Annotated in this window: 20 protein-coding genes and 1 pseudogene; 4 read left to right on the top strand and 17 right to left on the bottom strand. The window is 40.3% G+C overall.

What is annotated here, in order from left to right; genetic code table 11:
• Positions 1-18: 18 nt before the first annotated feature.
• Positions 19-324 carry a PTS sugar transporter subunit IIB gene (locus LPAF129_RS05210; RefSeq protein ID WP_244055106.1) on the bottom strand — a complete coding sequence of 102 codons (306 nt, stop codon included), beginning with the start codon at positions 322-324 and terminating at the stop codon, positions 19-21.
• 31 nt (positions 325-355) lie between these two features.
• Positions 356-859, bottom strand: coding sequence for a PTS sugar transporter subunit IIA (locus LPAF129_RS05205; protein ID WP_244055105.1), 504 nt, complete (start codon positions 857-859; stop codon positions 356-358).
• 409 nt (positions 860-1,268) lie between these two features.
• On the opposite strand from LPAF129_RS05205, the gene LPAF129_RS05200 reads away from it, so the two are divergent.
• Together LPAF129_RS05200 and LPAF129_RS05195 are read left to right on the top strand one after the other, a co-directional pair.
• On the top strand, positions 1,269-2,216 hold the full coding sequence (locus LPAF129_RS05200) for a hexose kinase (RefSeq protein ID WP_244055104.1): 948 nt from the start codon (positions 1,269-1,271) through the stop codon (positions 2,214-2,216).
• A gap of 22 nt (positions 2,217-2,238) precedes the next feature.
• Positions 2,239-2,916: a DUF4867 family protein gene (locus LPAF129_RS05195; protein WP_244055103.1), complete on the top strand. Its 678-nt coding sequence runs from the start codon at positions 2,239-2,241 to the stop codon at positions 2,914-2,916.
• A gap of 63 nt (positions 2,917-2,979) precedes the next feature.
• Here the strand turns inward: LPAF129_RS05195 and LPAF129_RS05190 are convergent, their stop codons facing one another.
• The 6 genes and pseudogenes from LPAF129_RS05190 to LPAF129_RS05165 form a co-directional block, all read right to left on the bottom strand.
• A complete protein-coding gene (locus tag LPAF129_RS05190) occupies positions 2,980-4,071 on the bottom strand; it encodes an ABC transporter ATP-binding protein (protein ID WP_244055102.1) in 1,092 nt (363 codons plus the stop codon).
• 47 nt (positions 4,072-4,118) lie between these two features.
• The gene (locus LPAF129_RS05185; RefSeq protein ID WP_244055101.1) at positions 4,119-5,963 is read right to left on the bottom strand and encodes a glycoside hydrolase family 2 TIM barrel-domain containing protein; all 1,845 of its coding nucleotides are present in this window, start codon (positions 5,961-5,963) and stop codon (positions 4,119-4,121) included.
• A gap of 18 nt (positions 5,964-5,981) precedes the next feature.
• Complete coding sequence (locus LPAF129_RS05180; protein WP_244055100.1) at positions 5,982-6,362, bottom strand: hypothetical protein; 381 nt, start codon at positions 6,360-6,362, stop codon at positions 5,982-5,984.
• 6 nt (positions 6,363-6,368) lie between these two features.
• On the bottom strand, positions 6,369-7,211 hold the full coding sequence (locus LPAF129_RS05175; protein WP_244055099.1) for a carbohydrate ABC transporter permease: 843 nt from the start codon (positions 7,209-7,211) through the stop codon (positions 6,369-6,371).
• Between the two features lie 19 nt (positions 7,212-7,230).
• A pseudogene (locus LPAF129_RS05170) lies at positions 7,231-8,132 on the bottom strand (carbohydrate ABC transporter permease).
• 68 nt (positions 8,133-8,200) lie between these two features.
• Positions 8,201-9,463 carry an extracellular solute-binding protein gene (locus LPAF129_RS05165; protein WP_244055098.1) on the bottom strand — a complete coding sequence of 421 codons (1,263 nt, stop codon included), beginning with the start codon at positions 9,461-9,463 and terminating at the stop codon, positions 8,201-8,203.
• 214 nt (positions 9,464-9,677) lie between these two features.
• On the opposite strand from LPAF129_RS05165, the gene LPAF129_RS05160 reads away from it, so the two are divergent.
• Complete coding sequence (locus LPAF129_RS05160) at positions 9,678-10,589, top strand: ArsR/SmtB family transcription factor (protein ID WP_244055097.1); 912 nt, start codon at positions 9,678-9,680, stop codon at positions 10,587-10,589.
• Positions 10,590-10,754: 165 nt separating this feature from the next.
• Here the strand turns inward: LPAF129_RS05160 and LPAF129_RS05155 are convergent, their stop codons facing one another.
• The 9 genes from LPAF129_RS05155 to LPAF129_RS05115 form a co-directional block, all read right to left on the bottom strand.
• Positions 10,755-11,372, bottom strand: a complete 618-nt coding sequence (locus tag LPAF129_RS05155; protein ID WP_244055096.1) for a histidine phosphatase family protein — start codon at positions 11,370-11,372, stop codon at positions 10,755-10,757.
• A gap of 157 nt (positions 11,373-11,529) precedes the next feature.
• Positions 11,530-13,089, bottom strand: coding sequence for a bifunctional metallophosphatase/5'-nucleotidase (locus tag LPAF129_RS05150; protein ID WP_244055095.1), 1,560 nt, complete (start codon positions 13,087-13,089; stop codon positions 11,530-11,532).
• A complete protein-coding gene (gene phnE, locus LPAF129_RS05145; protein ID WP_244055094.1) occupies positions 13,089-13,892 on the bottom strand; it encodes a phosphonate ABC transporter, permease protein PhnE in 804 nt (267 codons plus the stop codon). Before phnE (LPAF129_RS05145) ends, LPAF129_RS05150 begins: the two co-directional genes overlap by 1 nt.
• Positions 13,889-14,683: a phosphonate ABC transporter, permease protein PhnE gene (gene phnE, locus LPAF129_RS05140; RefSeq protein ID WP_244055093.1), complete on the bottom strand. Its 795-nt coding sequence runs from the start codon at positions 14,681-14,683 to the stop codon at positions 13,889-13,891. The genes phnE (LPAF129_RS05145) and phnE (LPAF129_RS05140) overlap by 4 nt, the downstream gene beginning before the upstream one ends.
• Positions 14,676-15,461, bottom strand: a complete 786-nt coding sequence (phnC, locus tag LPAF129_RS05135) for a phosphonate ABC transporter ATP-binding protein (RefSeq protein ID WP_244055092.1) — start codon at positions 15,459-15,461, stop codon at positions 14,676-14,678. Before phnC ends, phnE (LPAF129_RS05140) begins: the two co-directional genes overlap by 8 nt.
• A gap of 423 nt (positions 15,462-15,884) precedes the next feature.
• The gene (locus LPAF129_RS05130) at positions 15,885-16,820 is read right to left on the bottom strand and encodes a phosphate/phosphite/phosphonate ABC transporter substrate-binding protein (RefSeq protein ID WP_244055091.1); all 936 of its coding nucleotides are present in this window, start codon (positions 16,818-16,820) and stop codon (positions 15,885-15,887) included.
• An 825-nt stretch (positions 16,821-17,645) separates the two neighbouring features.
• The gene (gene dnaB, locus LPAF129_RS05125; RefSeq protein ID WP_244055090.1) at positions 17,646-19,025 is read right to left on the bottom strand and encodes a replicative DNA helicase; all 1,380 of its coding nucleotides are present in this window, start codon (positions 19,023-19,025) and stop codon (positions 17,646-17,648) included.
• Positions 19,026-19,154: 129 nt separating this feature from the next.
• Entirely contained in the window at positions 19,155-19,604 is a 450-nt protein-coding gene (gene rplI, locus LPAF129_RS05120; protein WP_244055089.1) for a 50S ribosomal protein L9, read from the bottom strand.
• 214 nt (positions 19,605-19,818) lie between these two features.
• Positions 19,819-21,852 (bottom strand): DHH family phosphoesterase, encoded by a 2,034-nt coding sequence (locus LPAF129_RS05115; protein WP_244055088.1) that lies wholly within the window; start codon positions 21,850-21,852, stop codon positions 19,819-19,821.
• Between the two features lie 345 nt (positions 21,853-22,197).
• Between LPAF129_RS05115 and tnpA the strand changes: the two genes are divergently transcribed.
• Positions 22,198-22,407: IS66 family insertion sequence element accessory protein TnpA (tnpA, locus tag LPAF129_RS05110; RefSeq protein WP_244055087.1), on the top strand; the 210-nt coding region annotated here is incomplete at its 3' end.

The raw sequence follows: 22,407 nt of genomic DNA, 5'->3' as shown, positions 1-22,407 counted from the left end.
AATTTTAATAGCGCTGGCTTATTTCAAACCGTTTGACTTGATTGTTTCTTCAACTTTGTCATAAACAGGTTTTGCCATTGCTGCGATCCGATACAAGATAGGGCCAGCGTCAACAACTGGGATTGAAGGTGTGAAACCTAAGTCAGTCTTTGCGATTGGTGTAAAGATATCATATTTGCTGATCATATCTTCTGTAATGTCTTTAACCATCACTGCGTCACATTTAACATCGTAACCGCGATCGCCCATTTCTCTTTCCAATGCATCCTTGATCTGATGACTTGAGTTAACGCCTGCACCACATGCTGCTAAAATTTTAATCATAATAAGTTCCTCCTTAAATTTGTTTACTTTTTTATAATTCCTGGTCAGCGAATGACCGGTTTAAAAACTCATAAATCGCGCTCTTGTCAGTACTCTTAAAAAATGCTTCAAGATCATTGACTGAAGTTGTCGTACAAAAGTTCATGATTTGTGCCAAAATGTTGGATTGTCCTTCTGGATCATTGTTTAAGATCATGAACAAGAATTTAACTTCCATACTAGAGTCTGGGTCGATCATGTTCTTAAATGTAACGGGTTCTTCCAAGTGAACTGGAATTACTCGACGAACATTCACAAATTCTCCTTCTGTATGTGGAATTGCAATGTTAGGTAATGCTTCATTAACAACACCCAAATCAATTCCTGTTGGATAATCTTTTTCGCGACCAATCACATTTTGATAAAAATCAGGTTTAACTAGTCCTTTTTCGAGCAGTTTGTCTGAAATTTCTTGGATGACCTCTTCTGCCGTTGTCTTCGAAGAAATATAGACGGTGTCCTCCACAAAAAGTGGCTCCTCTTTCTCTGTCTGCACTTGTCTAGATCTCCCTTCTTGTTTATTTTTGTTCAATAATGTTTACAAGCTTATATTAAAGCGCTTAATGTAGAATGTCAACCACTAATTGTAAAGGGTTCCAACTGTGTTGTGTACAATTTTCCCACAAATAGTCACGAAATCCGCTTAAATAAAGGTTTTTTTCACCCAAGAAAAAACATTTATTAGTATTAAACAATTTCAAAAAAATTTTTTTATTGCTTTTTTTATCGGTTCTCAAAAGTAAGTATAAATGTTGATACCAATAAGATGAAATCGACTACATTAAATTATATTTATGTAATTAATATTTTTCACTTTTCTATTTAACCTTGACTTATTTATGTGATAATGATAGTTTTAGCTGTGAATAAACAATTAAAAACATTAACAAACAAGGATGGTTTCCATGTCAAATAAAATTTTAGCAATCACAATGAACCCTTCAGTTGATATTTCTTACCCAATTGAGCATCTAAAAATCGACACTGTTAACCGTGTCTCGAACGTCACAAAAACTGCTGGCGGCAAGGGATTGAATGTTGCTCGCGTTATCCATCAACTTGATGAACCAGTCTCTACCAGCGGTGTCTTAGGCGGTACGATCGGTACTTTTATTTCTCAACAACTAAATACGGTTGGTTTACAAGAACAATTTTTACACATCCCACAGGAATCACGGAACTGTATCGCAATCTTGCATGATAACGGCCAACAAACGGAAGTCTTAGAAGGCGGTCCTGTCTTAACTGCTACACAACAAACAGAATTCATGCAACATTTTACTTCCCTATTAGATGAAGTTAGTTTGGTCACAATTTCAGGCAGTCTACCACAAGGCTTTACAACTGACTTATATGCCCAAATGATTGAAGCAGCCGCAAAAAAAGATGTTAAAGTCATTTTAGATTCATCTGGTGATTCATTAGTTGCTGGTATTTCTGGTGAAGCTAAACCGCTCTTGATCAAGCCTAACCAGGAAGAAATTGCTCAATTAGCCGGTCGTGAATTAACAGACCTCGCTGATTTACAAGATGTTCTGCTAAATGAAGATGTCTTTAACGGCTTAGACTGGATCGTGGTTTCGCTAGGTAAAGATGGTGCTTTAGCCAAAGTCGGTCAAGAAATTTACCGTGTTGCCATTCCTAAGATCAAGGTCGTTAACCCAGTTGGTTCTGGCGACTCAACCGTTGCTGGTTTAGCAGTCGGCATCAACCGTCACGAAAGTATTCCTGATGTTTTGAAGACAGCTATGACTACTGGAATGTTAAACACTATGGAAAAAGAAACTGGTCATATCGACCCAGAATTGTTTGATGAATATTTTGCTAAGGTCTCAGTTGAAAAATTAAACTAAGTTTAGAGAAAGAAGAATAATTTTGACTAAATACGAAGAAATGTGTCAGTTAAACCCCACCTACACTATCAAAGAAACTACTGATCCAGCATTTACCAAGTACGGTAAGATCTATACAAACTACGATGTTACCGACGCTATTAAATACATGGACGAACAAATTAAAATTGATAAAGATAGTAATATCTACGTTCCTTCAAACTATGCCTTAGAACAAGTTCCTTCGATGCAAACAATTGGAACAGACATCTATGCTGGTATGCCTTTTGAAGCCGGCGAATGTACTGGTCAATCATCAAACTTCACTGCTGTTGAATATCATCAAGGCAGTGAACTAAACGTAATGATAACTGATGTCATCATGGTTCTCGGAAAAAGAAGTGTTCTGGAAGAAAACGGAACTTTTAATGCCAAAGAAGAAGCTGAATTATTCTTTGTTCCACGTGGAACAGTAGTTGAATTTTATAGTGATACCTTGCATTACAGTCCAATTAAGGTTGATAATTCTGGCTTTAGTATCATCGTAATGTTGCCAGCTGGTTCCAATACTGAGCTACCAGAAAACTTCCACTCAACTAACCCAAGAATCGTTAAGAAAAACAAGTTCCAAGTCGTACATGAATCACGCACAGACAAAATCGAACAAGGCGCCCAAATCGGCGTTTCTGGTGAGTTGATCGAACTAAAACCACTAAACTAGTAAGTGCAAAAAACGTGTCTCCCTTATTTCACAATTTAGGGTAGACACGTTTTTTAATATAAATTAGTACACAGACAATTCAGTTTCTGAATCAAAGAAGTGAGCATTGTTCAGATCAAAGCCAAGTTGGACCTTCGCACCTGTTTCTGCAAAGTCACGCGCATCAACTCGAGCAACAACTTCAGTACTGCCGATTTTACTATATAATTGAGAATCAGCACCCAACAATTCTGAAACAACAACTGTTGCTGGAACTACAGCGTTAGGGAATGTTTCTAAGAAGGCATTTTCAATATGCAGATCTTCTGGGCGAATACCAAAGACAAGTTGCTTTCCTTGATAGCCTTTGTCATTCAAGACCTTTAAGCAACCTTCCGGTACTTCAAGATCAAAATCACCATCAACATCTTTGATTGAATTTCCATTCAATGTTACCTTAAAGAAGTTCATAGCTGGAGAACCAATGAATCCACCAACGAATACATTTGCGGGGTTATCATAAACTTCTTGTGGTGTACCAATCTGTTGAACTTTACCATCTTTCATAATAACAATTCTGTCAGCCATAGTCATCGCTTCAGTCTGATCATGGGTAACGTAAATTGTAGTTGTTTTTAATCTTTGGTGAAGTTTAGCAATTTCAGCACGCATGGAAACACGTAACTTGGCATCCAAGTTAGATAATGGTTCATCCATTAAGAAAATTGGTGCATCACGCACAATTGCACGTCCCAAGGCAACACGCTGTCTTTGACCACCAGATAAAGCAGCTGGCTTACGTTTTAAGTATTCAGTTAAGCCTAGAATTTCGGCAGCTTCTTTAACTTTTTTGTCGATTTCATTACTGTCATATTTACGCAACTTCAAACCAAATGCCATGTTATCGTAAACTGACATATGTGGATAGAGCGCATAGTTCTGGAAAACCATGGCGATATCACGATCTTTTGGAGAAGTATCATTAACTACTTGGTTATTGATTTTTAATTCACCTTTAGTAATGTCTTCTAGTCCGGCAATCATCCGTAAAGTAGTTGATTTCCCACAACCAGAAGGACCAACAAACACAATAAATTCACGATCTTTAACATGTAAATTAAAATCAGTAGCGTTTTCGTATTGTTTATACATGTGATTTAATTCAATTTCAGCCATTTAAAATCACCCTGTTCTTTCTATTTTTTATCTCTGAAGTGTTTAAATTATCGGTCCAATTCGTTATCCAAAATATCCTCAATTTCAACGTCTTTTTGAGGTGTTTCAACAAATGAACGGATAAAGAACTCATTAGCCTTTTTAATCAGTTTTGGATCAACCTTAGGTTCATGGTCAACAGTTAACAAACCATTTACTTCTTGTTCAGTATCAGCTAGTTGGGTATAGACAATGCCGTTCAAACAATGTGATTGACTGACTGCGTCCATAATTCTTTGATACTCACTAACGTATTCTTCATCACTTTGGGCCCCAGTATATCCCCAGCCTTTAGTTGCATCTTGCTTATTGTAACCAATGCCGCCAAATTCAGTTAAGAGAATTGGTTGTCCTTGATATGAAAATCCTTCAGCAAAGATGTCCCAAACTGGTGGATTACGAATGATTTTCTCCCAAGAACTCAATGTCTCAGTGTAGTAATCGTAGGTATCCTTGTCGTCCTTAGCCCCATGGGCATAATTATGAACGGCACAAATATCTGTTTCTGTCTGTGCCCAACCATCGTTAGACTGTACTAGTCTAGTTGGATCTAGTGAATGAACTAAATGATACAAAGCTTGAGTAAAGTGTTGTTGTTGTCGGTCGATTTGGACCTGTGGTACACCCCAACTTTCATTAACTGGTACCCAAGTTACGATTGATGGGTGATTAAAATCTCGTTCAACAATCTCTGTCCATTCCTTATATAAGGTGATTTCTGCTTTATTGGTAAAGACAGGTGCTGCTGCACATTCACCCCAAGTAATGAACCCTAATTGATCAGCCCAGTATAAGAAACGTGGATCTTCGACTTTTTGATGCAATCTAGCACCGTTAAAGCCCATTTCCTTAGCTAATTTGATATCCTTTTTAAATGCTTCATCTTCTGGCGCCGTTAACAAACTATCTGGCCAGTAGCCCTGGTCTAAGACCAGTTTTTGATAGTATGGACGGTTATTTAAATAAACCATTCCCTTAGCAGTATGGATTTTACGCATCCCAAAGTAAGATGAGACCTGATCTGGTGTTGCATCAGGTGCAGTTGTCGTAAAATCAACTGTAAACAGGTGTGGATGTTCTGGTGACCACAACCATCCTTCATTGTGATAACCAATCCGGAAGATATGCTTGCCTAAAAGATTAACTCCTATTTCAAAAGATTTTTCTTCAGGATAAACAGAAAGCTTAGCGACTTGTTTACCTTCAAACTTAATTGTGGCTGTAACTTCAGTACCTGCAACAAAGTTATCAATTTCCCCAGTAATCTTGATACTACCATGATCAACATCTGGGAAATATTTAACATTTGCTAATCTCGTCACTGGTTTTCTTTCTAACCAAACCGTTTGCCAAATCCCAGTAGTATTTGTATACCAGATTCCAGCACTTTCGCCAGTCCAGTTCTGTTTTCCCCGAGTTAACTCTTCGTCACGAACAGGATCTTCAGCGCGAACGGTTAAAACGTGCTCCTCTTTCTGGTCTAGATATTCACTAATATCAAATGAAAAACTAGTATGTCCACCTGAATGACTGCCAATATGCTGCCCATCTAGCCAAACATCGGTTGTAAAATCAACCGCACCAAAATGTAAAATAGTTGTTTCACTATCAGAAATTTCCGTAGTAAACTTGCGTTGATACCAGACAACTCCATGTTCACTCTGGTCATCAATTCCACTTAACTTAGTCTGATATGCGAATGGAACTTCAATTTTTTGGTCCCACTCGTGTTTTGCAAACCAACTTTCTTTTACTCCACTATTCTGATCATCAAAAGAAAAATCCCATGATCCATTTAGATTTATCCAATTTTGTCGCTGAAATTGTGGTTCAGGGTACTCCGTTCTATACATATATCTTCCCTGCTTTCTCTATTCTGTCTTTGCCAGTTTTTGTTTCTTTTTCTTTAAACTAATTATTATTGCAGCTGGGACTAAAGTAGCCACAGCAACAATGTCCATACAGAAGTATGCGAAGATTGCTTCTATAATCAGGATTGGCATAATCCACCGGTTAATTTCTCCATGCCCCATAAAGTAAAAAGCAATTAACAAGTTAACCATTCCTGCTAAGATAAATAACGTACCAATCAGTCCATTGAAGGAGCTAATCGGAACCATCTTTGAATAAGCGTCTAGTTCCGCAATCTTACTTGAGTTAATAAATCCTAAGGCGATTGTTAAAAATCCGTCAATAAACTGCCAAGAAGCACAGATAATTAACAAAACTTTCTCCCACTTCTTGTTTAGCATGATACATTATCCTTTCACACCTACTGATAGTGACATTGATTGTAGGAAATACTTTTGTGCTACTAAATACAAAATAAATGTTGGGATGATAGCAATAATTGCTCCGGCCATTAACGTTGGAATATCTGCAACATACATTCCTTGTAATAATTTCAAACCTGGTGTAATTGGCATCTTATTGATATCTGAGAATACGATTGATGGCCACAAGAAATCGTTCCATGTAGCTGTAAACGTAAACAGTGCAACCACATACAAGACTGGCTTGATCAATGGTAGAATCACAATTCTAAAGATTTGCCAATCGCTAGCCCCATCGATTCGGGCTGCTTCATCATAAGCAATCGGAATATTGTCCATAAATTGTCGAACTAAGAAAATGTTAAAGGCACCAGTTGCAGCTGGGAAAATCATTGCCCAAGGTGTGTTGGCCCAACCTAAGAAAGTCATAATCTTGTACAGCGGAATAATGTTCATTACTGCTGGGAACATCATCGTTGATAACAAGAAAATAAATAATGGTTCCTTGCCTTTGAAACGTAATCTTGAAAATGCGAACGCTGACAATGAAGTTACAACTAAGACTAAAATTGTTGATCCACCTGAAATCACGATTGAGTTCCAGAACCAACGGAACACTGGGGTATTAGCTGTGTTTTGCAGTAAGCGTGTGTAATTAGTTAAAATCCAGTTAATTGGTAAAAATCGAAAACCAACCGATTGCATTTCGATGTTACTCTTAAAGGAGGACATTACGCCATACAGTAATGGAACTATCCAGATAATTCCCAAGACTGTCAGAAAAACTAATGAAATCCATTGTGAAACGCCTTGCTTTTGCTTTTTCATCAAATCTTCACTCCTTTATCTAATCTTTACTACGTAATAGGAATAGTTGAATCATCGAAACAATCGTGATACAAATTCCCAAAATAACGGCCATCGCTGATGACAAACCAGCTAATGATTGGCCTGAACCAAAGGCATTTTGCTGAATGTTCATCATCAAAACAGTAGTTGATCCGTTAGGTCCACCGTTTGTTAACATCAAAGGTTGTCCGTAAATGTTAAACTGTGCAATTGTTGTAGTAACGATTGTATATAACAGTTGTCCTCGGATGCTTGGCAAAGTAATGTGGATAAACTTTTGCCATGAAGAAGCTCCATCAATATCAGCAGCTTCGTAATAATCCTTAGAAATTCCATTTAAGGCAGCTTGGTAAATAATCATGTTTCCACCAATTGTCCACCAAACAGTCAAGATCACAATTGTCATCCATGCCCATGGTTGTGTCCCTGTCCACACTTGGTTCAAGTGGAAGAGTGTGTTTAAAGGACCATAGTTAGGGTTAAAGATCAATGACCACACAATAACTACGGCAGAAATTGAAAACAAACTTGGTAAATAAAATAATCCTTGGAAGAATTTGCCTAAAACAGGTTTTGTATTCAGTGCAACCGCTAAAATCAGTGGTACCAAAATACAAAATGGAACTGAGATCAAAACAAACAGAAAAGTATGTCCTAACCCACTAACTAACTGATCATGAAAAATGGAATTTGAAAATAGTAAGGTCTTAAAGTTGTCGAAACCAACAAACCTTGGTGTTCTGACTAAATCCCATTTAGTAAATGCAATATATATATCCCGAAAACTAACGGTATCAAGAAGAAAATCGTAAAAATAATCAAGTGAGGCAATAAATAAAGTATTGGATGACTTTTAGTATTTTTGCTCTTACTGATGATTTCTTTTGGCTTTAAATCCATATTCTTTTGAAGAACGTCTTCCATTAGTATGTCACTCCCATCAATTTATTACGTAAAGCTACGAATTTTTAATCGTCCATTTGTTCATTAACTTGATCTTGGGCAGTTTTTTGCATCTTCTGCAAGTACTTCTTAGTAGTTGTCTTACCAAAAATTGAATCGTAAGCATAACGGTCCAAGTAGTCAGCTAAGTAACCATTGTAACGATAATCAAAAATCCTCAATGAATTTTGTTCTGTCTTACTCTTAAGTAAGAATGACTGTTGCATCTTGTTGTATTGCTTGTTCTTAGTAATAGCAAGTGATGCTGGGTTCTGTCCAGCCTTAGCCCATTCAACTGAATGTGTTCTGACCCAGTTGATAAATTTCAGAGTAGCAACTGTTTTAGCTTTATCACGCTTAGGTTGTTTTAACAAAACGAACTGATGACTTGAAGACCAGTTAACCATTTTCTTTGGATCAGATGAAAGTTGTGGAGCGTTAGTAACCCCATAATTAATATTTCCTTCTTTAATTTGGTTGTTCATCCAAATCCCTTCTGGATGGAAGATTTCTTTATTGGTTAAGAACAATTGCATTGGATCTTGTCCATCTTGAGAAGTTACGCCTTCGTCGTGTAAATCTTTATAAATCTTAATGGCTTTTTTAGAAGTCTTATTGTCAAAATAAGGATCTTTACCATTCTTAGTCAACTTACCACCTAATTGACCATACAGAGATAAGAAGTTAGGTTTCCACCATGTTAAACCTAGACTAACAACTCCATCTTTTTTAGACTTCAATCCAGCTTCTTCGATTTCTTTGAAAGTTACAATGTTATCATCCAAAGCGTGTGGACTGTACTTTTTAAGTAAGTCTTTGTTGTAATACATAAATGTAGTATGGATATCTAGTGGAATACCATATCTCTTATCCTGATAATATCCATCTTTCCAAGCCTCAGCCACATAGTTTCCACCTTTAATTTTAGGAAACTTGCTGAGATATGGATTATAGCTGTCTAACAAGCCATTATGAACGTAGTCTTTGATCCGTTCGACGTGGACGATCTGCAAATCTGGGATTCCCTTTCTTGAATTAACAATAGTTGGAATCTTCGAATACATTTCTGTTTCTTGTAGTGACACATTTTTAACCTTATATTCTGGATTAGTTTTGTTGTACTGATTAACCAACTTTTGCATGTTAGTTCCATCAGGACCCGTAAACGGATTCCAAAATACAATTTCCTTGGTCGATTTTGCTTGAACCGGCGAATTAAATGCATCTGTAACAAAAAAAGACAGGAAAAATGTCGCAGCTATTACTAAAAAAATGTGTAGCTTTTTCATAAAGATCCTCCTCCTTAAGGATATAGTTCACTATCTAGCTAACTGTTTTAGCCAGTCTTTCTAACAAAGTAAATGATACTTCTTAAAGAAAACGCTGTCAACGCTTTTATCAAAGCGTTATGCATAGTTCGGCTTATTTAGTAACATCTTGCTTTTTTACTTAAAAGGTTCTATTATTGTTAATTAATAAGTTAACTAAAAAGGAGCGAAAACTATGGATCTCGATATCAGTAAAAACTCTCTTGCTATTTTTCAAGCTTTAGACTCGGCCGTCCGGTTAGAAATCGTCCAGATTATTTCTAACGAAACCATCACTGCCACAGAACTCGCGAAAAAAATGAATGTTAGTAAAGCAGCTATTTCAAAAAATTTACATATTTTAGAAAATGCTAATATCATTAGTCTTGAAAAAGGCCAAGATGGTCGTGCTATTGTTCCAACGATGAACGTCGAACAAATTTTTATTAACTTTCCTAAGAAAATTTTTCCGCAATATTACAAGCACACTTACTCAATTCCTGTTGGCAGTTATTTTTCGATTGATAACATTGAACCATCATGTGGGCTAGCTACTAAACATGAAGTCATTGGTACCATGGATGATACTAATGTTTTCTTTTCTTCTGAACGGTTTAAAGCTCAACTTCTGTGGCTTACCCGAGGAACAATCGAATATATCATCCCCAACGATTTGCCAGACGATGGCAAAGTTGAACTACTCGAATTTGATTTAGAGCTCTCCAGTGAATTTCCTTTATCTAATAACAACTGGCATTCAAAACTTGGCTTTTGGCTCAATGATATCTTTATCGGTGCCTTTGAGCTTCCTGGTAATTATTCAGATGTCCGCGGAGCTTATACCCCAGAATGGTGGCCGGATGACTTTAGTCAGTATGGTTTATTAAAACACATTCGTGTTGGTAAACTAGATACTGCAGTTGATAGTGTCAGTATCTCTAATGTTAAAATCAGTGATTTAAATTTAGAGAAACAAAAAAGAATCTCGCTTAAAATAGCAGTTTTGCCTCTAGAAAAGGACACTTATGGTGGGGTCACTCTGTTTGGTCAACATTTTGGTAATCATCCCCAAGATATTCAAGCTACCATCTATTACTCCAAAAAATAGTCAAACAGACTCGTTTAAAAAAGGCTAATACAGTGTGGAACATCCCCCGCTGTATTAGCCTTTTTCTAATTATAATTGCATGTCCAAACATAGTTATCAATGTACTCCATGTTCGTAACAAATATTAAAATACTGAAACAACTACATTTACTTATCATATTACCGCTATTCAGGTTTTATTCCCCATTCAACTAATTGAAAATCACACCGATCGTTAACGTCAAAAATCGTCACACTTGATGTAGGAAGTAGTCCGTCCCTTCTAATCTCATTTAAAGGAACACCGGCTAGAGTCTTTAAAACTGTATTTAAAAACAGTCCGTGACTTGCAATCAAAATATTTTCCTGACCGGCAGACAGCTGACAGATTTTTTTCACAGCCTGGTTCCCTCTTTGCTGTACTTCCCGATAGCTTTCTGCATGGATCGTAGCTGCATCAAAATATGCCGGCTCTTCAAAATAGTTTTTTATCTGTTCTTCATCGTGTAATTCTGCAATTGCTTTTCCATCCCAATCACCAAGATTCATTTCTGTTAAATCTTGCATGACTTTAATTTCAGGAGTTGACATGACATTTTCTTCTAACACAGCTTGTGCAGTTTCATATGCCCTCTTTAATGGTGAAGAAAAACAGGCATCAAACTTAATTTCAGATAAATAGTTTCCAAGTCGTCTAGCCTCTTGCTGGCCTTCTTCAGTTAAAACTGGATCAACCGAGCCACCGTTAAAAACATGTTTTTTATTGTTAATTGTTTCACCGTGTCGCACAAAATATAATCGCATACTTTTACCTCAATTCTAACTGCTTGCTTTACTAGTACTCACTTAATAACATTACCATAGACAACTGAACTTTTCCCCTTCGAAACAACTTTCCTACACAAATAGCCGCTGTCATTGACGTACCCATACGCGTCAATGACAGCGGCTATTTTATTTCTTATTTGATAATCGTCAGATTCTCCGGTTGTTTTGCTTCAACTTCCGGATGATCCTGTAAGTATTCCATAATAAGTTTTGGCATATCATCGGCATACTCACGCACGACTTTGTCAGCAGAAAACATTGGATAATCGCCACCGCCAACACCACGGTACTGGTTTAAGACAACTTCCACTTCCTGGTCTTCCGCTAAAGGTGCTCCCGCAAAATAAATTGGTCCTACTCGGTGACCGATTGGCTGCGTTAAGTCGAATGAATAGTCGATTCCGCTGTAATAATCATAGTTATACAATTCTACTTTGGGCTGGCTAAATTCTGCCGAGACTGCCAAGGAACCATCGCTATTCACCGCAAAAAATGATGCACAGCGTTCCAGTGCTGCTCGCAAATCAGCTCCGCTAACCTTTTCAACGACCAAAGTATTGGGGTAAACATAGCTGTTCATCACATTCCGAACCGTAACTTCATGCCCAAAGCCTTGGACATCATCATTAAAGAGAGATGTCCCTGAAATTGGCGCACTAGTTGCGGACATTTGAACCTGGTTAACTAGGGCCAAATAGGCATGTCCCTGCGCACGCGCAGCCATATGGTCTGTAATTCGCATGTCCCCATTAATCATCGCTACTGGCTGATCTAGCCACTTCTGTGTCGCTTTCAGCCATGGTTCAGCAATTGCTTGCAAATCGTCTGGTAAAGGCTGGTCCGCCACTGACAGTAGTTGGGCTGATGAATGCTGCACTTTCTTTTTGGCATCTAATTCCAAGACAATTTCACCCACATGACTGCCCCGATAACCCGGTTGCGTCGTCGGAGTACCATGGACCATAGCAGCTTCTGTCCGGTGTTGGTGCCCAGTGATCAAGGCATCAATTTCTGGAATTTCTCGTAAAATCGCTGAGCCTTCATTTTCACCAGTTAGCTTTTCAGTTGGCTGATCAGTTTGTAAGTCTGCTTCGAACCCGCCATGGTAGGCAGCAATCAAAACGTCAACTTGCGAGCGTAACTGAGCGACTTGTAGTTTTAGTGATTCTACCACTGAATGGAAACGTAAGCCTGCAATATTGGCTGGGTCTTCCCAATGTGGAATAAACTGTGTCGTTAAGCCCACGATTCCAATCTTAACGCCCTTTTTCTCCAGGATTTCATATGGTGCATCCACGATTTTTTTAGCAGCTGGTCCACTAATATTGGCACCTAAGATCGGATAGTTTCTGCCTGCCAAAGTTTGTGCCAAGTAGTCTAAGCCATAGTTAAACTCGTGATTTCCCAAAACTGCTGCATCCGGGCTAAGCTGATTAACCAGCGCAGTTATTTTTTGCGAATAGTCAGTTATTTCCCGGGTGTTATATGCATAGGCATCCATCGGCGAACCCTCAATGATGTCGCCATTTTCTACGTAGAGCACGATTTCATCGGCAGCTTCCTGAGCTTTGATTTTTCTGATCAAACTAGCAGCTTTCAGGTACCCTAGTTCATGGCGGTCGTCAATACTGCTGAAGTCCGTTGGATAAAAATAGCCGTGCACATCACTAGTTGATAAGATCCTAATTTTCATTAGACCAACTTCTTTCTGATTGTGCCTGAGATAAAGTCAATCGCCGTGACCATCACAATGATTCCCAACAGAATAATTCCAACTCGAGACCAGTTTCTAGTTTGAATGGCAAATAATAGTGGTGTACCGATCCCGCCGGCACCAACCATTCCTAGAATTGAAGCGGAACGTACCGCAATTTCAAACCGGTAAAGTGTGTAGGATAAAAATTCCGGCATGATTGTCGGCATCGTCGCTAAGACCCACATATCCGCCTTACTACCACCCGCAGATTGAATTGCTTCTTCTGAACCGCGGTCCATATTTTCGAGTGCCTCGCTAAAGAGTTTCCCTAACATCCCGATCGAATGGATCGAGACCGCCAAGACCCCCGCAAAAGAGCCGGGTCCCACTGCTTTTATAAACATGATCGCTAACACTAATTCAGGGAAAGTCCGAATAAACACTAAAATAAACTTTCCACTAGTTGAGCGCAGGTGGAATTTATTTTCACGTGGTGCCCGTGCTGCCCAAAAAGCAAACGGAATACTTAAAATTGCGGAAACAAACGTCCCCAAAAAAGCAATCGCAAGTGTTTGAAAAATCAAACTAAATAAATCTTCCCCGCTGCCATCGTAAAAGTACGACCATTCCGGGTGAAACAAGCCATGCATGATCGACTTCGAGACTTCAGCAGCTGATTCTTGCAAGCCGCTAAACTGTAGGCCATTGATCGACCAGACGTAAAAGGCCAGTACGATCACAGCCCACATGATCCAACTATAACGTGCCCAAAAATTTTGTTTTTTCACATTTTCTGTCATTGCAATCTCTCCCTCAAATTGTTGCTGACTGCATCGATCACGATCACTACCACTAAGATGGCAAGCACGATCACAGCCGTTTGGTCATATCTAAATGAAGACAAGGAGCGTTGCAAGTACACACCGATCCCACCGGCACCTAAATACCCGAGGACGGTTGAAGCACGCACATTAATTTCAAATGTGTACAGAAAATAACTCACAAAACTGTTTAACACTTGTGGGACCACCGCAAAGATCACGACTTGTGTGTTATTCGCACCGGCAGCCCGTAAAGCTTCCAGTGGTCGTTCGTCGATCGTTTCAATTGTTTCGTAAAAAAGCTTGGAGATCATCCCAAAAGAAAAGACTGCTAAAGTCCAAACACCGGCAGTTGCACCAATTCCGACCACCGCCACAAATAAAGCGGCCAGCAGCAAATCTGGTAAGGTCCGGACTAAGTTTAAAATAAACCGGATCACGCCTCGCACAACTGAGTTTTTGATCAAATTTCGTGCAGCTAAAATTGAAAATGGGATAGCGATTACAGTCCCGATCGTGGTCCCGATCAGCGCCATTTGAATAGTCTCTAAAATGGGTTGGATCACAATGTTAGTGTATTCCCATGCCGGATGAGCCATTCGACTTAAAAGATCGAAAAACTGGTCCAGGTTAGTAAAAAATTCGCCCCAGTTAACACCAGTCATCACTGAAGAACCCCATAACAAGGCCAAGAAGACCAAGGCCCCGCCAATTCCCTTCACATGGTATTTTTGTGCAAATGGACGCTGTGGCAGTTGTTGCTTATCCATTAACAGCGCCCCCCTTAATCTCAGCTTGTTCACTGTAAATTCCGTCAAAGTCATCGGCTGAAACTTCAGCAATCGGCTTGTCATAGACCAGCTGACCACCGCGTAAACCAATGATTCGGTCCGCATATTTCATTGCTAATGAAACTGAATGCAAGTTAGCCAACACGGTGATGCCCAGTTCCTGATTCAAACCTAACAAATCATCCATCACAGCGGTAGTGGTCAATGGATCAAGCGAAGCAATCGGTTCATCCGCTAACATGATCTTGGGTTCTTGCATTAGTGCCCGAGCAATTGCGACCCGTTGTTGTTGTCCACCAGACAGCTCGTCGACACGAGTATACAGTTTTTCTAACATGTTGACCCGTTTCAGTGCGTCAACTGCCCGTTGCTTGTCTTCAGCAGAAAATAAGCCTAGTGAACTCTTCCAGGTTGAGTAATAACCAACCCGCCCTGACAACACGTTTCTACGAACACTAGAACGATTGACCAGGTTAAAGTCCTGGAAGATCATCCCAACACTCCGGCGCAAGTTCCGTAATTCTTTCCCTTTATAGCCGGTAATTGAAGCACCATCGATTTTCAAGTCTCCCCCAGTAATATCATGCATCCGGTTAATTGTCCGTAACAAGGTACTCTTCCCTGCACCAGACAAACCGACCACAGCTACAAATTCCCCCTCATGAATTTTCAAATTAATATCCTTTAACCCCACGGTCCCATTTGGATACACCTTTTGTACATTATCAAACTCAATCAGAACTGATTCGTCGCTCATTTTAAATCCACCCTTCTCACCACACCTTTTGTGGCTAGATATAACTAAGAGCAGAAACAACAATTACTTGTTTCTGCCCCCTTAATTTTATTGTAAACCTTCAGAAAAAAGTACTGGAAAAACTAGCAGTAAGCTGGTTTTAACGACGGTATTGTTCGTCTTCTAAACCGCTGTGATTCTTAGTCGAGCTCCATGAAACAGAAAGCTCTGCCTATCCAAACCCAGGACTAATGCCGAAACCGCATTAGCTCCTGCGTTCCGATACTGCTCACTTTCTAACCGTTTCACTCCGCTCTGTGATTATTAGTCGAGCTCCGCAAAGCAGCTCCTTGCGCCTATCCAAACCCAACCTTCAATGCCTAAACCGCATTAAAGGCCAGGCTCCGATATGCTCGGGAGCTAAACGCTTTGCTCCGCTCTGTGTTATTTATCCAGTTTTTCTGCTGTCTTGTCGTATTCACGAATGACATCAAAGTTGCTGTCTTTTGAATCTGTGTAGCCTTCATGTGAGTAGACTTTCGAAACAATGTCGTGACCCTTCTTAGTCTTAGCGATCTTCTTGAACGCTGTCGCAATCTTCTTTTGCCACTTAGGACTCATGTCGCCACGAACTGTGATCGTGTCATTTGGAATCTTTTTCGTCTTGTAAATTGAAATCACTTTATCATTAACATCAGGTGCATCACCTTTAACTAAATTACGGGCACCTTGGAAAGTGAAAGCAGCATCTGTGTTCTTGTTGTAAACAGACAAGACACCTTGGTCATGACCCTTAACTTGGACAGTCTTAATACCGTCTTTGTTAATATTAACGCCCTTCTTGTACATTTCAACTACTGGGTAGATCCAGCCGGCTGTTGAAGTTGTATCTTGAACAGCGATCTTCTTACCCTTTAAATCTTTCAAGCTCTTGATACCACTATCTTTACGTACAATGATTTGAGAACGGTAGAAGTCAACCTTCTTGTTACCATAATGATCATCGTCACCCAGCATGTTGTTACGTTGAGCTTGTAAGATAACCTTCGCATTGTTTTGTTTGTGAGCTAAAACGTAAGCATCTGGTGGTAAGAAACCAACATCAACTTTCTTAGAGCCCATCGCTTCAACGATTGTATTGTAGTCAGTTGAAACACTAACTTTAACCGGAATACCCAATTCCTTTTTCAGCAAACCTTCCAATGGTTTAGCCTTGGCTTCAATTGTTGTTGCGTTTGATGAAGGTACAAACTGGACAGTTAATTCCTTGGGTGTATATGTATCTGATTCTTTAGAACTCTTAGAATTTCCACATGCAGCTAAACTAATGGCGCACAGTAGACTGGAAGCAACGATCGCAGCTTTTTTAGAAAACTTCATTACTAAATCCCTCCGTTTTATATGGTATGGTACCAGAGCCTCCTAGCTCCAAGACATATTATAAACAAAAAGTAAGTCTTGTTGCAAGAATAAAGACGAATGTTTTTAAACTTTTTTCTAGTGATAGTTCCTAATTTTTGCAAACTAGTTCAAATGTAATCCTTTTCTTGTGAAATTGTCCTGATTTTGTGAAACAAAAGACATTCTCGCGTATTCTGCTTTACCACTGCTTATTCGTGTTTTAAAAGCAATTATAACTATCAGCCCCTTCGATAGACTATGTACAGAACTTCCTGTACACGTTACTTTCTCAGACTTATGTGTACAGATCTCGCTGTACGCATTACTTCCTCAAACCTATGTCTACAGATCTCGCTGTACGCATTACTTTTCCAAACCTGTGTCTACAGATCTCGCTGTACGCATTACTTTTCCAAACCTGTGTCTACAGAACTTCCTGTACACGTTACTTTCCCAAACCTGTGTCTACAGAATCTAAGAACTTACTCCTCCTTAATATCAATCAAGCCCTCACAATTCTGAATTAAAAAAAGAGGCCCTCAGTTTGAGAGACCTCTTCTTAGTCGAGCTGCGTGAAACAGAAAGTTCCGCCTATCCCAACCTGGGGTCAATGCCAAAATCGCATTAACTCCCAGGTTCCGATAGTGCTCGCTTTCTCCCGTTTCACTCCACTCTGTGATTTTTAGTCGAGCTGCGTGAAACAAGAGATTCCGCTTATCCCAACCCAACCTTCAATGCCTAAAACGCATTAAAGGCCAGGTCACGATAATGCTCGTCTCTTAACCGTTTCACTCCGCTCTGTTATTATTGTTCTTCTTGATAAGCGATATTGGAAAACTTGTTGTAGGACTTGATAAAGACTAACTTAACCGTTCCACGCGCACCAGCACGGTTTTTTTCAATAATCAGTTCAACTTCCCCAACATCTTGATTCTCTTCATCTTGGCCGCCATCGTCATCATCGTCGCCTTCCCGTTCATAGTAATCATCCCGGTATAGGAACATTACGATATCAGCATCCTGTTCAATTGAGCCTGATTCACGAATATCAGACAACACTGGTCGTTTATCTTGCCGCTGTTCCACGCCACGTGATAACTGCGACAAGGCAATGATCGGCACTGATAATTCCTTGGCTAATTTCTTCAATTGCCGGGAAATTTCAGACACTTCTTGTTGCCGACTTTCTTTATTCGAGCCTTCAATCAGCTGCAAGTAATCGACCACGATCAAATCCAAGCCGTCTTTTTCCTTGGCTAACCGTCGACACTTCGCCCGGATCTCGCTCATTTTGATCCCCGGTGTGTCATCAATATAGATATTAGTCTTGGATAAAGCTCCCATCGCAACGATCAGATTCTGCCATTCTTCATCCGTTAACTGTCCGTTCCGCAAGTTATTGGCGTTGATCGAGCCTTCCGCACACAACATCCGGTTAACTAACGATTCTGCACTCATTTCCAACGAAAAGATCGCCACATTTGAGTCTGTCGCCGTCCCAACATTTTGCGCAATGTTTAACGCAAAAGCGGTCTTCCCCACGGCAGGCCGAGCCGCTAAAATAATCAAGTTATCTGGCTGTAATCCCGCAGTCATCAGGTCAAAATCACGGTAACCAGTTGGCAGACCAGTAATATCTTCATGTTCTTGCGAGAGTTTGTCGACTTCTTCTAAGGCATTTTTTAGCACCTGGTCGATCGGCTTAAAACCGCTGCGATTCCGGCGTTCGGACACACCCATGATTTGCCGTTCAGCATCATCCAACAACGTTGGCACTTCATCTTCCTGATTTTGTGCCGCCGTCATAATATTGGTGGCTGCCGCAATCAACCGCCGTAACATCGCCTTTTCTTCCACGATGCGTGCATAATACGAGGCATTCGCTGCGGTCGGCACTGACGAGGCAAGTTCGGCAATATAAGCCACGCCGCCAACATCATCCAGCTGGTTATCCTGTTCTAGCCGGTTTTTGACCGTCACCACATCGATTCCTTCACTGGCATCATTAAGTTCGATCATTGCTTGAAACATGATCTGATGAGCCCGTCGGTAAAAATCATCCGGCTCAACATATTCCATGGCATCAGCCAGTGCATCCGCACTTAAAAAAACTGACCCTAACACTGCTTGTTCAGCCTCAATATTTTGTGGTGGTAAATTATCCATCAAAGCGTCATTTTCCATGACTGTGATCCTTTCTACTGCTCCTTGTTACTAACACTTTACTTTTTCAAACGAAAAGAAAGGACCTAAGAAATTACTGCGCTCTTAAGTCCTCCTCGTCAAACTTCCCAGCTAGTTATAGCTTGGTCTTTATTTTTCAGAAATATGCACCCGGATCTTAGACGAAACATCATTGTGCAGCTTAACTGGCACATTGACATAGCCCATCGAGCGAATTGGTTCTTTAAGTTCCATTTTACGCTTGTCGATCTTGATCTCATACTGTTTTTCTAAGCCCTGGGCAATTTGTTTAGATGTGATCGAACCAAATAAACGGCCATCTTGGCCCGCCTTGGCTTTTAATTCTACCACATATTTGCCAGACTCTAATTTTTCTTTGAGGACCTTGGCTTCAGCGACTTCTTCAGCTTCTTTTTTAGCTTCAGCCTGTTGCTGACCCTTAAGCTTGCTCATGGCCGCAGCATTGGCCTGCTTAGCCTTATTATTCTTAATTAAAAAGTTGGCGTAACCATCAGGAATTTCTTTAACTTCCCCACGTTTTCCTTTATTACGAACATCTTGTGTAAAAATAACCTTCATCGATTTCTACCTCCTGAAAATTGTTAGTTAAGCTGCGTGAGATAAGAGCTTTCGTCCAGCTATTAAACGTCTCACTTCGCTTTAGTGTTTTTAGCGGTGCTAAATTCTACCAGCACCCCACAAGTTAAGTTTGCAGCCGTTTTTTGCTGACACTTCACCCACCACTTTACCACAAGATTTAGTCTTGAGAAAGCAGCTAGCTTAACTTGTTATTTTACTCTGTTTTTTCTTCTTCTGCTCGTTCTGCAGTCTTAGCTTGTAAGAGCTCCAGCAGCTGTTTGCGTACTTCAGAAACGGTCGTATCCTTGATCTGGGTCGCTGCCACTGCCAAATGACCGCCTCCGCCCATCTGTTCCATAATCAGCTGGACGTTACGTTTGCCGCTGCTCCGGGCAGAAATCCCAACTACTCCTTCAGACCGCCGTGTGATTGCATACGAGGCCTCAACACCGCTTACATCCAAGAGCGAATCTGCTGCTTGAGCCGCCGTGACTGGATCATAATCCCGGTCGTTTTCTCCGGCACAAATGGCATTGCCATCGTCCATAAATTCGACCCGGTCGATCAAATGACTCCGGTTCATATAACTAGCAACATTTTCTTTCATAAAGTAGCTGGAAAGGGATTGATCAGCACCTAAGGCCCGCAAATAACTAGCGGCATCAAATGTCCGCGTCCCTGTGTGTTGTGAGAATGATTGAGTATCGACCACGATCCCTGTCAACATCGCTGTAGCTTCCACACGGTTGATCGGTTCACTTTCACGTGATTGGTATTCAAACATTTCGGTGATCAGCTCACAAGTTGAACTGGCATAAGGTTCAATGTACACCAACATCGGATTTTCTGGGAATTCTTCTCCGCGCCGGTGATGATCGATCACCATCAAACGATTCTCTAACTGATCATATAAGTCTGGACTAGCTGCCATTGACCGTTTGGAATGGTCTGCCATGATCAAGAGGTCTTCTTGAGTCGCCTTAGCCACAGCCTCTTCTGAGCTAATGATCGTTGCACTAATGGTGTCGTCTTTTTTCAATTCTTCCATCAAACGAGCCACGTCAGAGTGCAGATTTTCTTGATCGATCACGATCCAGCACTGCTTTTTATTCATGGCTGCAATTCGCCTGATCCCCAGACAAGCTCCGATTGAATCCATATCTGGACGTTGGTGCCCCATCACAAAGACCTGCTTGGATTGTCCCATTAAATCGCGCAAAGCCTGCGAGATCATCCGAGCCCGAACTCTGGTACGTTTAGCCATCGGGTCAGTCGTCCCGCCATAAAAACGAGCCTGACCGTCGATTTGCCGGACCACGACCTGGTCGCCGCCTCGGCCTAACGCTAGGTCCAAGTTATTTTGCGACTGGTCAGAAAGTTCTGCCAAATCACTGTCACCATAGGCGATCCCCACACTTAAAGTCAGTGGTGAATTCCCCTTTGATGTCTTTTCGCGGATCACGTCTAAGATCTTAAACTTCTCTTTTTCGATTTCGGCTAGGCTCCCGGTATAAGCCAGGATGAAGTAGCGATCTTCATCGACTTTCTTTAAAAACATCCCAAATTTTTGGGCCCAGTTTGAAAGAGTATTGGCCACAAAATTATCCAAATTAGAGATTTCCGTATCGTTTAACGACTTGGTCACCTCATCGTAGTTGTCCAAAAAGACCTGTCCCAAAACCAGCTGGGAATCTTCAAATTGCTTTTGGATCTCAGCGTAACGGGTAATATCGAGTAAGTAAACAGCCTTCATTTCCTTTTGGATCAACAGATTGAAGTATTTTTCGTGCCATTGCACTTCAACACTCTTCTTATTCTCCAAATTATCTTGAATCAGTTGAGTTAGCTCTGGGTCAACTTCAGCCAATGGGCGTCCTAAAATATCAGCCTTACCAAAATAACTTTGTAAGTAAGGATTGACCCAAGCAATTTCTTTCTCATTATTGAACAACAAGATCCCAATTGGCATCCGGATCAAGGCATCCTGTTCTTCTCGCTGAATACGGTAGGTCAGATCAGAAATATAGTCGCTCGTTTGCGCCTTAATTTCCGCTAAACTAATAAAAGCTCCGATGATCACTAACACTAAGATCAGCAAGAAAACAATACCGAAGATCCAGTTAAAAGTAAAAGCTAAGGCATCACTAACAACTGCCATTGCGATCAATAACAGAGCCACCAACCGGGAGTGTTCATTTTTAAAGATTTCCGGCATTACACCGAATCTTGCGATAAACTTTTTTTTCATAAACTTCCTCTTCTTTACAACTTTAGTTTGCAGATTTGTCTTCAAATCACTATTAACTAGCCTAAATTAAGCTAGAAAATAGTTGTCCCCCATGTACTTTCGTTCTTTCTACGTCCTTTATATTCTACCATATCTCATACTTAATTAACTAGTCGACCCCTTGCGAAATCGGGTCAGCTAAAACGAGCCGCCAATGACTTTTGTATTAGATGTCAAAGTATTTTGATGGTACTTTTTCTTCATTTTCTGTAAATATTAAAAAAAGTCCTCCATTTTGCGATAATCCCTTTATGGTTGTCAAATGAAATACAATAATTCATTTGATGATTATGGAGGGATTTTTATATGTCCAAATCTAAGTTCACGGCTCTTGAGAAGCTTAACCTACTTGAGAATTACCAGCAGTCAGGTCTTTCCAGAGCTACTTATGCAAGACAGCACGGAATCGATCAAGCTACAATTAAAAGATGGATGATACGTTATCGAAGAGATGGTCTTGAAGGCCTGGAAGAAGCCAAGAAGAATATTCACTACAGCAAAGAATTGAAGCAAACA

It is taken from the genome of Ligilactobacillus pabuli (assembly GCF_022836475.1).
In the GTDB taxonomy this organism is placed as follows: Bacteria; Bacillota; Bacilli; order Lactobacillales; family Lactobacillaceae; genus Ligilactobacillus; species Ligilactobacillus pabuli.
This window is presented reverse-complemented; position numbering and strand designations above follow the sequence as displayed.